Origin of the sequence: Acerihabitans sp., from assembly GCF_036398755.1 — a bacterium.
Classification (GTDB): Bacteria; Pseudomonadota; Gammaproteobacteria; order Enterobacterales; family Enterobacteriaceae; genus Acerihabitans.
Map to the genome: position 1 here is coordinate 59278 of NZ_DASWOM010000132.1, position 13861 is coordinate 73138.

Below are 13861 nucleotides of genomic sequence, written 5' to 3' on the forward strand. Positions count from 1 at the left end.
GCAAGCCGACGTTTATCCGGGCATGTAGCGCGTCGTTCACCGGCGGGATACGCGTTTTTTCTCCCGCCTGCCGAGAAATCCCCGGCGAAAAAGGCAATCCATTATGGCGAACACCATATAGAGGATAAACGCTATCCTGATTATCTGATCGGTTAACGTTAAGGCGAATAACGCGCCGCCCAGCGAACCCACGGCAATAAAATAGATCATTGGCACTAGCGTTTCCGGCAGCAAACTGCCAGCGCCCGATCACCGTTTCAGCGAAACCTGCGGCACGCCATATTCCACATGGGGCCGCACCACCAGATCGGCCTGATACCACTGCGTCAGCCGCGTTTCGGTCAACACTTGCGCCGGCGTGCCGCTCGCCGCCAGCCGGCCTTCATGCAACATTAAAATCCGATCGGACCACAGCGCCGCCAGATTCAGGTCATGCAGTACGCAGCATACCGTCAGGCGGCCGGTCTGCGTGAGCCGGCGCAGCAGGCGCAGGATATGCTGCTGATGATATAAATCCAGGGCGGAGGTGGGTTCATCCAGAAACAGCCACCCTGCCGGGCCATCGCCTTGCCACAGCTGCGCCAGCGTACGCGCCAGCTGAACCCGCTGCTGCTCGCCGCCGGACAGACGGCGGAAATCGCGCCCCGCCAAGACATCGCAACCGGTAAACGCCATGATCTGCGCCACCAGGTCGCGGGCCGGCTGTTTTTGCCACGGCGCGCGGCCCATGGCCACCACCTCGGCCACGGTAAACGGGAAGGACATACTGCTTTGCTGCCGCATCACCGCCCGCAGCCGCGCCAGTTCCTCCGCCGGCCACAGACGCAGAGAGCGGCCATTAAGGCGACACTCCCCAACGCTTGGCGCCAGGTAGCCGGTCAACAGGCGCAGCAGGGTGGATTTACCGGCGCCGTTGGGGCCTATCAGCGACACCAGTTCGCCGGGAAACAGGGTTAACGAAATATTCTCCAGCAATCGCCGATGGGGCAAGCGATAGCCGACGCCTTCGGCGGTCAAGGTATTATTCATTATCAACCCCGCGACGGCGCAGGATAAGCCACAAAAACCAGGGGCCGCCGATAAGGCTGGTGAGCAATCCCACCGGCATTTCCGCCGGCGCCACCGCCGTGCGGGCCAGGGTATCGGCCAGCAGCAGCAGGGTGGCGCCGGCCAGGGTGGCGCCCGGCAGCAGCCAGCGATGGTCGGCACCCAGGCACATGCGCACCAGATGGGGGATAACCAGGCCGATAAAGCCGATAATGCCGCTGACCGCCACCGACGCCGCCACCAGCAGCGCGCTGAGCATCAGCAACAGCCGTTGGATGCGCTTCACGTCCACGCCAAGATAATGGGCTTCCTCGTCGCCCAGTTGCAGCAGGTTTAACCGCGCCGCCTGACGCTGCACCAGCAGGGCGGCGGGCAACACCAGGGAGGCGCAGGCCAGCACCGTCGGCCATTGCGCCTGCCCCAGGCTGCCCATGCCCCATAACGACAGTTGCCGCAGTTGCCGATCGTCGCTGAGCCAGGACAATACGCCGATGGCCGCGCCGCATAAGGTATTGATGGCAATGCCCAGCAGCAGCAGGCGCGACAGGGAGCTATGGCCGGGACGGCCGAGGGTAAATATAAACAGCGTCACCGCCATGCTGCCGATAAACGCCGCCAGCATGGGGGAGTAAAGCGCCAGCAGCGGCGGCAGTTCCAGGGACAGGACGATCGACAGGGCTACCGCCAGCGCCGCGCCGCTGCTGATGCCGAGCAGGCCGGGGTCGGCCAGCGGATTGCGAAACAGCCCCTGCATCACGCCGCCGGACAGGGCCAGCGCCGCGCCGATAATCACCGCCAGCAGAATGCGCGGCAGCCGGATATGCCACCAGATATGCCACAGCGCCGCGTCGAAAGGCCGTTGCCACAGGCTAACCAGCGACAGATGCATCGCGCCGACATTCACCGCCAGCGCCGCCGCGCCCAGCAGCACCAGCGCCAGCAGTAGTAAAAACCGGGCCGGGCGGACGGCATGCATCATGGCAGCATTTCAGCGGTCTGGCGCAGGCGGGCGATGGCCGCCGGCGTTTCCAGGCCAAAACCCAGCAGCGCCATATCATCAAGCACCAGCAGCCGCCGCGCCTTGCCCGCCGGCGTTAATGCCAGACCCGGCAGCGCCCAGACCTTATCTTCGCCGCCCAGGGTTTTTACCCCATCGGTGGTAATCAGCACCAGATCCGGCGCGCTGCCGATGACGCCCTCCTGCGACAGCGGCTGGTAATGCTTGAATCCCTGCATGGCGTTTTGCAGGCCGGCGCCGCGTATGGCGGCATCGGCCGCCGTCTCCTGGCCGGCGGCCATGGTGGTCATGCCGCTATGATTGAATATAAACAGCACTTTTACCGGCAGCGGCGCGGTGGGGATGGCCGCCATCTGGCGGTGGATATCGGCGCGCAGCGTTTCGCCCTGCGGCTGCCGGCCGAGCGCCGAGGCGATGCGGGTGATCTTGGTGTCGATGGTGGCGATATCAGGCGTGCCGGGCACGCTAACCACCCTGACGCCGTTATCGGCCACCTGTTGCAGCGCCAGCGACGGTTTGGCCTGATCGCTGGCCAGCACCATCGTCGGGCGCATGGCCAGGATGCCCTCGGCGTTGAGCATGCGCATGTACCCCACGTCGGGCAAGGCGGTGGCCGCGGCCGGGTGCAGGCTGGTGCTGTCGCGCGCCACCAGTTGGTTTCCCGCGCCGAGGGCGTAAACGATTTCCGTCACGTCGCCGCCGATGCTCACCACGCGCGTTTGCGCCAGCGCCGCGAACGGTAGGGCCAGCAGGACGATGAGCCATTTTTTCATGCCGGCAGGCCTTTTTGCGTCAGCAGGTCGATTTGCCTGCGCCAAGCGGATTGCTCGGGCTGCCCTTCGCTGCGCTGGCCGAACAGTTGGGCGATTTGCGTGCCATCGCGCGCAAACAGTTCCAGGCTGGTGACCATGCCGTCGCGGGTCGGTTTGCGCGTCACCCAGCTTTCGGCAATTGCCTCTTCCACCAAATGCAGCGTGAAACGGGGATTGAAAATATTTATCCATTTTTCCATCGGCGCCACTTTCTCGATGATACCGGTATAAATCTGCACGCAGCCGCGGTTGCCGACAAAGACCATAAGCTCGTTGGCATCCGCAAGCGACGCATGCAATATCCGGCTCAGCGACTGGTTATCCACCTGTAGCGCCAGATCGTCGCCCACGGCGCGAAACGCCTGTTGCCGGGTAATGGCGTGGCGCTTGAGCAAGGGGAAAAACTGATGCACATCGGTCATGGCGCGCCAGTCCAGCTCAATGCGCCGGTTATCCGCAACGGCCCGGTTTGCGGCGGTCTGCGCAGGCGTGGCCGCCTTAAGCGCCAGACCGGGGTTGCCGTCGCTGGCGAAGCCGGCGACCAGCTGGTCCCAGGCTGCCCGGTCGGTGTGTTCGGTGGCATAGATTTTAAGCACCGCGTCGCCTTGATGATCGAATATCTGCAGGCTTTGCCTTTCGCCGCGCGGCCCCGGTTCGCACAGGGAGAAAACGCAGTTCCACTGGCTGACGAACAGGCGCAAATCCAAGGCCCGTGGGTTTAATACCAGCCCGCCGTGTTCGCCAAGACGCAGGTTGTCGTAACGTCCGATCAGCTCATGCACCGCATATTCGTTGCGGGTAATGGATTTTGTCTCGCCCACGGCCGCCAGCGCCTGCAGCAGCGCGGGCATATCGCCCTTCAGGCGCCGCGCATCCTGGCCTACCCTGGCCCAGGCCAGTTCCGCTTCGCTGATATTCATCAACTGCGCCAGTTCCCGGGCATATTTTTTGGGCTGCTGCTGTTTTAGCTGTAAATAGTGCTGATAACGTTCGTTCATTTTCGGATCCTGTTGCCACCGGCGTAGGTAAAACAGTTAATGTGAAATTGTTGCAATTATAACGTAAGAATGTATAAAGATGATAATGATTTCTGTTATCGTAATTATTATCGTTATCATTAAATGTTAAATGCTGTAATAGTCTTAGTTATTCCAGGGGGAAAAGACATTACCGGCGGTGTGTGAATACCGGCGAACCCGGTAATTTATCCAGGGCGATAATCCCTGTCCATGGGATGGCCGCCGGGTTATAACGCTGTGCGCATAATAATGGACCGCCATAATGCCCTTATTCCAATAAGGGCATTAGCGTGGAACTTATAATTAAAAAATTATTTTGGTTTTTATATCCATACTAATACTCCGGCAATGGTTGAGCGCTAACGTATCATTCTTCAGCTTTGAGGCTATATTATGTCCACTGACAAAAGGCGGAAAGGGCCTTTTAATGTTATTATTTTTACCGCGCTGTTTGCCTTGCCTACGTTAAATGCCGGCGCCGTGGAAAACAGCGTTCCCACCGGTAGCGTTGATAAAGACGCCAATGGACAGCCGGTAAAAGAACCGGCCGCCGTTGAAGATGTCATCAAGGTAAACGCGCCCCGTCTGGTGAAACAGGCCGGCACCGCTACCCATATCAGCGCCAATGATATGCAACGCCACGGCGGCAATGATTTCGGCACCATTATGCGCTACCAGCCGTTAATCAGCGCCACCGGCTCCAGCGCCGGCTCGTCGTCGGGGAAAAGCGGCTTCGATCGCAGCGGTTATACCGGCTATAACATTCGCGGACTGGAAAGCAACCGCGTCGGTATCGACGTGGACGGCATCCCGCTGCCCAACGCCACCGGCCGCGCCTACGCCAGCCGCGCCGGCCTGGGCACCTTCGGCATCGGCCGCGACTATATCGACCCCTATATGTACGGCCAGGTGGATATCGCCTCCGGCGCCACGCCCACAGAACGCGCCAATACCGCCATCGGCGGCGCGGTGTCCTTCCTGCCCAAGTCGCCGGATGATTATCTGACCTATAAAAAGAATAGCTATTTTGGTTATCAAAGCGATTACGATTCGGCCAACCGCGGCTGGCACAACGGCATTACCGCGGCGGCCGGCGACGAGGAACTGCGCGGCCTGGTGGTGATAAGCAGGCGGGACGGGCAGGAAACGCGCATCAATAGCGACAGCGCCGATGCCTTCCCGGCCAATTGGCATTCCACCGCCATCATGACCAGCGGCATCTGGCAGCCTAATGAAGAGCATCAGTTTACCGGGACGGCGGAATACTACGATAAGACCAACCATACCCATTTCGATACCTGGAACAGCGCCGGCGGCAGCGTGATCGGCACGTCGCAACAGCAAAGCGATACCCGCCGCTGGAGCCTGAGCGTGAAGGATCGCTGGACGCCGATAGAGCTGGGCTGGGTCGATCAGCTGGACACGCAGCTGTACTACCAGAACGCCGAGGCCCACGACAACACCGATATGCCGCTGACCGCCGCCACGCGCGAGCGGGTGCAGTCCGATTACAATGTCGATACCTGGGGATTTGACAGCCAGTGGCAGAAAGCCGTCGGCATTCATGCGTTCAGCGCCGGCCTTAACGCCCGGCAATCCGAGACGGAGCGGCCGTTCGCGCAGTATCCGGCGCCGAGCATCTACAGCGCCATCATGCAGCCCGAGGCCGATAGCCGCACCTACACCCTGGGCGGTTTTGTCCAGGACCGCATCAGCCTTGACCTGGCCGGTCACGACTTTGCCATTGTGCCCGGGGTGCGCGCGGTCTACCAGAACAGCAAACCGAGCAATGTATCCAGCCTGACCTCCGGCAGCGCGGTGCTAACGCCGGACGACGTGGAATCCCTGTACGGCAAAACCAACAGCGATAGCCAGATTTTGCCGTCCCTGAGCTTCCTGTACGATCTTACCCCGACCCTGACGACTTACCTGCAGTACAAACGCGGCGCGCAGTTCCCCGACGCCAGCCAGTTATACGGTTCGTGGAATCTCGGCTCTACCTATGCCGGCAGCCAGCAATATGCCCTGATCGGCAATGCGGATCTGAAAACCGAGACCAGCAATAATTTTGAATGGGGTCTGAAAGGCGACATCACGCCCGGGATAACGTTTAACGGCGCGCTGTTCTACAACACCTATAAAAACTTTATTGCCAATACCCGCTACACCCGCAGCGCCAATCCCGGCGAATTCACCAACGTTCCCGGCAATATTTATACCGCCTATAAAGCGGAGAACCGCGACAAGGCGTTTATTTACGGCGGGGAGTTCAGCAGCAAATTCAATTTCGGCAGTTGGTTTGAATCGGTTGACGGCTTGAGCGCCACCCTGGCGTTTGGCTATAACAAAGGCAAATCCAAGTCCAGCTACAGGGGCGACGATTATGTCGATCTGGACAGCGTGGCGCCGATGAAAGCGATTGTGGGGCTGGCCTGGGACGATCCGGCCAAGCGTTACGGCACCGCCATCACCTCGACGTTCCAGAAGGGGAAAAAAGCCACCGCCACCAACCGTCAAAGCTATACCAACAGCGGCACCGAATTGACCGACGCCACCACGGACTATATGCGCATCCCCGGTTATGGCCTGGTGGATCTGACCGCTTATTGGCAAGTGGCGAAAAACGTCAGGCTTAGCGGCGGCGTGTATAACCTGACCGATCGCAAATATTGGGATTACTTGAGCAGCCGGCAACTGACCGACGTAACGCCGCAGGATTTCGCCAACCAGGCGCTGGCCGTCGAGCCGGGACGTTCGTTCCAAGTGGGGGTCAATGTAGATTTTTAAAGCGTAATAATATCCCCGGCCCTTAATGGGCGGGGATATTTATCATTTCCCCTTCTTGGCGATGGGGATAATTATTGTTCCCGTCCTATTGTGTATATAAAAGGATGGCTTTTTATGCGTGATGGCAAGCGGTGCGCAATTTTGGCAACAGCGCTATGGTGTAAAGGGCGCACAGTCCGACAATGGCATAGATAATTCGCGACAACACGGCGGCTTGCCCGCCGAACAAGGCGGCGACCAAATCATATTGAAACAGTCCGACCAGTAACCAGTTCAGCCCGCCAATGATCAGCAAGACCAGCGCAATAGTGGTTAATATTTTCATCATTCCTCCGCAAGAAAAATAAACAACGTGGTAATTAATATTTTATTGATGACCGGATGAGAAAGGTTATTTAAGATGTGAACCTATATTCATTAGATTATATTTACAGTATACATTCTTTAACCATTACCATAATAACCTTTGCGACAGATCACTTTTCAGTCGTAATCACAGGCCAAAAACGCCATTGCTCAAACCGACGCCGCGATATGCGCGCGCAGCCATTGATGCGCCGGATCGCGATGAGTGCGTTCATGCCATAGCATGACCAACTCGAAGCCCTCGACCTCGACCGGCGGCTCGACCACCCGCAGCGCGGGGGAATTGCGCACCAGGCGCGAGGGCAGCATCGCGACAAGATCGGTGGCGGCCAGCGCCGACATGACCAACAGAAAATGCGGCACGGAAAGCACTACGCGGCGCGCCAGCCCCGCCTTGGCGAGCGTGATATCCGTAATGCCCTGAAACCCGCCGCCGTCCGGCGAGACGATCACCTGATCGAGTGCGCAGAATTGCGCCAGCGTCGGCGTCCCGGTTAACCGCGGGTGGCCGGCGCGGCCGACCAGAACATAGCGCTCCGCAAACAGCACCCGGCGATGCAGGCCGGGCGGCGAACCTTCGCGGGTATGAAAAGCCAGGTCAATCTCTCCCTGTTCCGCTTGCCGGGCGATAAGCGAGGGTACCGAGGCAAGCACCGCCAGCCTGCTGCCGGGGGACATCAGGCGCAATCCCGGCAGCGCGGGCAGCAGCGCCGTCGATTCGCCGTAGTCGGAGGCGGCGACGCGCCAGGTATGGCTGGATGTGGACGGGTCAAAGGGCGCGGCGGGCGATATCGCATGTGAGAGCGCGTCAAGGGCAAGCCGTAACGGCGTGCGCAGCTCTTCCGCCCTTGGCGTGGGGATCATGCCCCGGGGTCCCGGCAGCAAAAGGGGATCGCCAAATGTTTCCCTTAATTTGGCGAGATGGACGCTGACCGAGGGCTGCGAAAGATTAAGCCGCCGCGCCGCGCGAGTGACGTTTTGTTCCACGAGCAGCACATCCAGCGTGACCAGCAGGTTAAGATCCAGCTGTTGCAGATTAATCATCGCTATACCTGTAATAGAATAAATTCATTTCTACTATACCTCAACGCGGCCTATCCTGCCTTTTTCCCATACACAAGGCCCCATCATGAACATCCTGATCGTCTACGCCCATCCCGAACCCCAATCATTAAACGGCGCGCTGAAAAATTTCGCGGTTAAACATCTAGAGCAGGCGGGCCACCGGGTCCAGGTATCGGACCTCTATGCGATGAACTGGAAAGCCGTCCTCGACGCTAACGATAGCCTGGACGGCCAAGCCGGCGCGCGTTTTGACCCCTCGCTGGACTCCAGGCTTGCCTTCGAGCAGGGCCGCCAAAGCCCCGACATCGCGCTTGAACAGGAAAAACTGCGTTGGGCGGATGCGGTCATCCTGCAATTTCCGCTGTGGTGGTTTTCCATGCCGGCCATCCTGAAAGGCTGGGTGGAGCGCGTTTATGCCTACGGATTCGCTTACGGCGTGGGGGAACACTCGGACGCGCGCTGGGGAGACCGCTACGGCGAAGGTTCCCTGGCGGGAAAACGGGCGATGCTGATGGTGACCACCGGGGGGTGGGAACCGCATTATGGCCCGCGCGGCATCAATGGCCCGATGGAAGACATTCTGTTTCCGATTCAGCACGGCGTTCTGTATTACCCCGGTTTCGACGTCTTGCCGCCGTTCCTGGTCTACCGTACCGGCCGCATGGACGACGCCCGATATTCGACGCTGTGCGACGCGCTGGGACAACGGCTGGACCGTCTTTGGTCCACCGCGCCGATCCCCTTCCGCCCGCAGAATGCCGGCGACTATATTATCCCCGAACTGACGCTGCGGCCGGAGGTTGCGCCGGGGCAGTCCGGTTTTGCCGCGCACCGGCGTTCCTCCTTTGCGGGCGACGCCGAGTCCGGCCCGGCTTGACCGCCTGGCTTTGCATCGCCGCGCGTAAACCATCCGGCCAGATAATCGATAAAAACCCGTGTCTTTAACGGCAGGTAAGGCCCGCAAGGCCATAACAGCCATAGCGGCTCCGCCCTGACGGCATACTTATCCAGCACGCTGACCAGCGCGCCCTCGTTAAGCGAGGGCTGGACAATATAATCCGGTAGCCATGCCAGCCCCGCGCCGCGCAAAGCTCAGCCGCCCCTGAATATTATTGCGCACCATGGCGACAGGCAGCGGGTTGGCCGCCGCCGGATCCAGGTCCAGTAATTGCCAGGATTCAATTTTACCGCTGTGGGGAAAACGGTAGTGCAGGCAGGCATGACGCTGTAAATCATCCGGATGCAAGGGGACCCCGGTCCGGGCGAGGTAAGCGGGCGAAGCCACCACTTTTGAACTGAATACCGCCAGCTTTTTTGCCATGAGTTGGGAATCGCCGATAGCGCCGCTGCGCACCACCACGTCACTGTTTGGACTTAATTGATCTCCCTCGCCTGGCGTTAATCAAACCAGGTGCTTTTATTATTTTTTATAATCTCCAGGCTTTCGGCAATCTCCATCGGCACGATGCGGGTTAAAGATAAAGGCGGCAGGTCGAGGGGGTCGAAAAAATCAATGTCCAGCGAGTCCGCGCTTAAACGTAATTCGCCGCCCAGTTCCCGGCAATGAAATATCAGCTTATAGACATGCCAGGGATAAGGCGGGTGGCCATGCTGATTACGGTCCCATACCCCCAGCAGGCGCTCTACTTTGGCGCTCAGGCCCGTTTCCTCCTCGACTTCACGGCACACCGCGCCGGACGGGCTATCGCCGACGTCGGCCCAGCCGCCGGGCAGGCTCCACAGCTGGTCGTCAGCCTCCTTCACCAGCAGGATTTTACCCTGGCGCAGTATTATCGCCCTGGTGTCGACCTTGGGCGTGGCATAACCTTCCTGCTGTTTAAACGCATCCAATACCGGCGGATTATCCAGCGCCAAGATATCGGATGTGAGCTGTGCGGCGATGTTGCGCAGTTCCTGGTAACGCTCAATATCATAACGATCTTTGGTATAGGTCAGCCCGGTTTGCGCCAGCGCCTGTAATTTTTGCGCCACGACGATTGCCGATAAAGAACCGGATTTCTTATTTTCGTTTTCACCGTTTTTTGCAGTCATCATATCCTCGCTGGAAAAAAATCGCTGAAATACCGTACCGCCGGTTTGCCCGCCGGGCAAATGATTATTACAACGATAAAGCCTGTGACGCTATCAAATCCCTGAACCAGCGCTGTGCCGGATGCTGATCGCTTTTCCGGTGCCAGATCAGGTGGAATTCTATCGTAGGCAATATCACGGGCGGTGGAAACAGGGCCAGTTCGTGCCGGACGGAGGAATTGAGCACCACCCGCCGCATCAAGGTCGCCGTCATGGCGGTCCCGGCCACGACGGTGGGTATCGCAAACATATGGGGCAGCGTCAGCGCAAGGATTCGCTGTTTGCCGATCTGCGCCAGCGCTTGATCAACCAACCCGTGCCGATCGTCCTCGGGAGAGGCGAGAACATGGCGCATGGACAGAAAACGCTCAAGCGTTATATTGTCCCGCGCCGTCGTGCCGTCGCGGCGGGTAATGGTGACAAACTCGTCGCGGAGAATGGATTTGGTCATTATCCTGTTTTCCGGGCGAACGGGCATGACCCCGACCGCCAGGTCAATGGTGCCCGCGTCGAGCAGGTCTACGGCGCTATCCCGGCCGGTGAGGGCGCGCACGTGCAGCGAAACGCCCGGCGCCTGCTGCTCGAGCGACGTGATCAGGGCGGGCAGCAGCACAAACGCCGGATAGTCCGACAGCCCAAGGGTGAAGGCCAGCGATGCCATCGCCGGCATGAACGGCGGCTTGGCCACCAGCGCCGCTTCTATCTGCCGCAGCGCTTGGGCGATGGGTTGCGCAATATCCCTGGCGCGCGGCGTGGGCAGCAGCCCCTCGGCGCTGCGCAGGAACAACGGATCGCCAAATAACGCGCGCAAACGCGCCAGCGCCGCGCTCATTGCCGGCTGGCTTACGCCCACGCGCGCCGCCGCGCGGGTCACATTGCGCTCCTCCATCAGCGCGTCAAACGCGGCCAGTAAATTCAGATCGATACCGTGAAAATCCATAAAACAAATACTCATTCATATCATATATCTGTTGGACAAATAGTAGCGGATTCCCCAGTATTCAGCCATAGATTGCCGTTTATCAATAAGGACCGGACGCATATGACACTCTCCTCCCCGCTCACTGAGACAGAACAACTGCAAGCTGAACGTCAAACCGTTGAAATGCTTTACCGCGCGTTCAGCGACCAGAATCCGGACTTGCTGGATAACGCCATGACCGCCGACTGGGACGACATTCCGTTGGCGCCGGGCCAGGGTCCCGGTCCCGACGGCCTTAAGCCGATTATCCGCGCGTTTATCACCGCGATGCCCGACGTCAACATCACCATTCACGATCTGATCCAGACCCCCGGGCGCATGGGGGTGCGGGCGGAAATCACCGGCACGCATCTGGGCCCTTTGTTCGGCATTGCGGCCACGGGCAAACAGGTTCGTTTTGCTATCCATGAATTCCACGAATTCGAGGGGGCGCGCATCAAGAGAACCTGGCATATCGAGGATTGGTTCGGTCTGTTCCAGCAACTGGGCCGGTTTCCCGCGCCATGACGGCCCGGCGGCGCATTTCCGATGATATTGACGGATCGAGGGTAATGCGGCTTTAATACGTATTGGCAACCGGCCAGAAAAGCAGAGGGAAAAAATGGAACTTTACATCGCGCAGGACCAAGACCTCGACCGCGTGGCCGACCTGGTGAACCAGGCCTATAGAGGCCTCTCGGCGCCGGACTGGACCACTGAGTCGGGGCTGATTGACGGGCCGCGCACCAACCGGCGCGACCTGGCCGGCATGATCCGCAATGGCGCATCGACCATTCTGCTGGCGCTGGACCCCGCCTCCGGCCGGTTATCCGGCTGCGTGGCGCTCAGTCCGCTGGAAGATGGCGAATGGTATCTCTCGATGCTGGCGGTAAGCCCGCACGCGCAAGGTTCCGGCCTCGGCAAGGCCATCATGGCGGGCGCGGAGGACTTTGCCCGCGACGCCGGCGCCGGCAGCGTGAAGATTTCCGTTATCAATGTGCGGGATAAGCTGATTGCCTGGTACGAGCGGCGCGGTTTTGCCAAAACCGGCGACTCGGAGCCTTTTCCGTATGACGATCCCAATGTGGGCAAGCCGCTGCGCGACGATTTGGCGCTGGTCACCCTGACCAAATCATTGGGCGCGTGATGGCGGGGCGATAATATCATTGCTCCAACAGCTTATGTACCATCGCGCCGATGTGGCTTACGGCCGCTTTTATCTCACCTGTAAGCGGGCGGGCGTAGTTTATCCGCAGGCAACTGTCGTATTTACCGGCGGCGGAAAACACCGCGCCGACGGCAATGGAAATAGCCTGTTCTGATAACGCGCGATTGAGCCGTTGGGCATCAACGCGATGATCGAGCTCAATCCATAATAAAAAGCCCCCCTGCGGACGGCTCACCCGTGTGCCGCAGGGGAAGTAGTCGGTTACCCATCCGGTTATCAGGTCCCGATTATACTGGTACTGGGCGCGCATACGCCTGACATGTTTGAGGTAATGCCCCTGTTCGATAAAATCGGCGATGGCCAGCTGCGGCAGGCCGGCGGTGGGGCCGGTGCCGCTGTATTTCATATGGATGGCGCGGTTCATATAGCTGCCGGGGGCAATCCAGCCAACCCTTAAGCCCGGCGCCAGGGTCTTGGAAAACGAGCTGCACAACAGCACATTGCCGGACAAATCCATTGACGTTATCGTGGCGGGCCGGGGGTAGGGGTAGGACAGCTCGCCGTAGGCGTCGTCCTCGATAATGGCCACATCATGCTCCTGGGCCAGCCGCAACAGCGCTTCGCGGCGTTCCGCCGGCATGGCGTAGCCTAACGGATTTTGCCCGGTGGACGTGACCAGGACGGCTTTAACCGGCCATTGCTCCAGCGCCAGTTCCAAGGCCTCGACGCTGATGCCCGCTACCGGGTCGGTGGGGATTTCCAGGATATTCATGCCAAGGCCGTGCAACAGCTGCAAACCGGCCGGGAAACAGGGTTTTTCCACCGCCACCACGTCGCCGGGCTTACAGACGCAGCGAATGGCAATGGACAGCGCCTCCCTGCCGCCGTCGGTAATCAGGATATTATCCGCATCCATACGGCTGCCGCTGTCAATCATCAACCGGGCGATTTGTCCGCGCAGTTCGGCGCAACCGCGAATATCATCGTCAACAAACGTCCGCGCGGAATGCCGCTGGCTCAGGTGGCTAATTGCCCGGGTTAACGGCTTCAGGCTGCTGGCGGCGACATCGGGCGCGGCGGTTCCGAGGGCTATCTCGCCGGCCCGCGCCGGGTTGACCATTTCGCGCACCAGATCCCAGCGCGGGATGGTCAGCGAACATTGCGTCATATCGCAACAGGCGGGCAGGCCGGGGCGCAGTTTGCGTTGAGCGACAAAATAGCCGGATTTAGCCCGGGCCTCGACCAGTTGCTGATCTTCAAGCTCGCGGTAAGCCTGCTGTACCGTGGTAATGCTGACCCCATGCTCCTTGCTGAGCACCCGGATAGACGGCAGACGCACGCCGATGGGATATAAACCTTGTTCGATACGCTGGCCCAGCAGGGAAGCCAGATGTTGGTAGCGCGTGATAGCCATATGCGAGTCGTTTATTAACCGGTGTTGATCGGGGGTAGCCCGGAAAAGGATACAGATTGCCTCTGTGAATCACATAATGTGTCATGGGGGCGCCATCTGTCTACGGCAAACCG

14 protein-coding genes and 1 pseudogene are annotated in these 13861 nt (G+C 59.6%); 4 read left to right on the forward strand and 11 right to left on the reverse strand.

The window, feature by feature from the left end; all coding sequences use genetic code 11:
- Positions 1–36 precede the first annotated feature (36 nt).
- Genes VGC33_RS21480 through VGC33_RS21500 form a run of 5 tightly spaced genes read right to left on the reverse strand, consistent with a single transcriptional unit; the run spans position 37 to position 3875 of the window.
- Positions 37–210: a hypothetical protein gene (locus VGC33_RS21480; RefSeq protein WP_331122797.1), complete on the reverse strand. Its 174-nt coding sequence runs from the start codon at positions 208–210 to the stop codon at positions 37–39.
- Positions 211–249: 39 nt separating this feature from the next.
- Positions 250–1029 carry a heme ABC transporter ATP-binding protein gene (locus tag VGC33_RS21485; protein ID WP_331122798.1) on the reverse strand — a complete coding sequence of 260 codons (780 nt, stop codon included), beginning with the start codon at positions 1027–1029 and terminating at the stop codon, positions 250–252.
- Positions 1022–2023, reverse strand: coding sequence for a FecCD family ABC transporter permease (locus VGC33_RS21490; protein ID WP_331122826.1), 1002 nt, complete (start codon positions 2021–2023; stop codon positions 1022–1024). The genes VGC33_RS21485 and VGC33_RS21490 overlap by 8 nt, the downstream gene beginning before the upstream one ends.
- Positions 2023–2838 (reverse strand): heme/hemin ABC transporter substrate-binding protein, encoded by an 816-nt coding sequence (locus tag VGC33_RS21495; protein WP_331122799.1) that lies wholly within the window; start codon positions 2836–2838, stop codon positions 2023–2025. The genes VGC33_RS21490 and VGC33_RS21495 overlap by 1 nt, the downstream gene beginning before the upstream one ends.
- Positions 2835–3875 (reverse strand): hemin-degrading factor, encoded by a 1041-nt coding sequence (locus VGC33_RS21500; protein ID WP_331122800.1) that lies wholly within the window; start codon positions 3873–3875, stop codon positions 2835–2837. The genes VGC33_RS21495 and VGC33_RS21500 overlap by 4 nt, the downstream gene beginning before the upstream one ends.
- Positions 3876–4289: 414 nt before the next feature.
- Here VGC33_RS21500 and VGC33_RS21505 point away from each other — a divergent pair, with 414 nt between their 5' ends.
- On the forward strand, positions 4290–6683 hold the full coding sequence (locus tag VGC33_RS21505) for a TonB-dependent receptor domain-containing protein (protein WP_331122801.1): 2394 nt from the start codon (positions 4290–4292) through the stop codon (positions 6681–6683).
- A gap of 112 nt (positions 6684–6795) precedes the next feature.
- Here the strand turns inward: VGC33_RS21505 and VGC33_RS21510 are convergent, their stop codons facing one another.
- Positions 6796–7008, reverse strand: a complete 213-nt coding sequence (locus tag VGC33_RS21510; protein ID WP_331122802.1) for a DUF378 domain-containing protein — start codon at positions 7006–7008, stop codon at positions 6796–6798.
- A 191-nt stretch (positions 7009–7199) separates the two neighbouring features.
- A complete protein-coding gene (locus tag VGC33_RS21515; protein WP_331122803.1) occupies positions 7200–8093 on the reverse strand; it encodes a LysR family transcriptional regulator in 894 nt (297 codons plus the stop codon).
- Positions 8094–8178: 85 nt separating this feature from the next.
- Here VGC33_RS21515 and VGC33_RS21520 point away from each other — a divergent pair, with 85 nt between their 5' ends.
- Positions 8179–8991, forward strand: coding sequence for an NAD(P)H-dependent oxidoreductase (locus VGC33_RS21520; protein WP_331122804.1), 813 nt, complete (start codon positions 8179–8181; stop codon positions 8989–8991).
- Here VGC33_RS21520 and VGC33_RS23295 read toward each other — a convergent pair.
- The 3 genes and pseudogenes from VGC33_RS23295 to VGC33_RS21535 all read right to left on the reverse strand — a co-directional run bounded on the left by VGC33_RS23295 (position 8880) and on the right by VGC33_RS21535 (position 11160).
- Positions 8880–9435: pseudogene (locus tag VGC33_RS23295) on the reverse strand (LysR substrate-binding domain-containing protein). The gene VGC33_RS21520 and the pseudogene VGC33_RS23295 sit on opposite strands and share 112 nt — an antisense overlap.
- A gap of 77 nt (positions 9436–9512) precedes the next feature.
- Positions 9513–10169 (reverse strand): NUDIX hydrolase, encoded by a 657-nt coding sequence (locus VGC33_RS21530; protein WP_331122806.1) that lies wholly within the window; start codon positions 10167–10169, stop codon positions 9513–9515.
- A gap of 64 nt (positions 10170–10233) precedes the next feature.
- Complete coding sequence (locus VGC33_RS21535) at positions 10234–11160, reverse strand: LysR family transcriptional regulator (protein ID WP_331122807.1); 927 nt, start codon at positions 11158–11160, stop codon at positions 10234–10236.
- Positions 11161–11247: 87 nt separating this feature from the next.
- On the opposite strand from VGC33_RS21535, the gene VGC33_RS21540 reads away from it, so the two are divergent.
- Together VGC33_RS21540 and VGC33_RS21545 are read left to right on the forward strand one after the other, a co-directional pair.
- Positions 11248–11694: an ester cyclase gene (locus VGC33_RS21540; protein WP_331122808.1), complete on the forward strand. Its 447-nt coding sequence runs from the start codon at positions 11248–11250 to the stop codon at positions 11692–11694.
- A 94-nt stretch (positions 11695–11788) separates the two neighbouring features.
- Positions 11789–12313: a GNAT family N-acetyltransferase gene (locus VGC33_RS21545; protein WP_331122809.1), complete on the forward strand. Its 525-nt coding sequence runs from the start codon at positions 11789–11791 to the stop codon at positions 12311–12313.
- 16 nt (positions 12314–12329) lie between these two features.
- Here VGC33_RS21545 and VGC33_RS21550 read toward each other — a convergent pair whose 3' ends face one another.
- Positions 12330–13742 (reverse strand): aminotransferase-like domain-containing protein, encoded by a 1413-nt coding sequence (locus tag VGC33_RS21550; RefSeq protein WP_331122827.1) that lies wholly within the window; start codon positions 13740–13742, stop codon positions 12330–12332.
- Positions 13743–13861: the final 119 nt, after the last annotated feature.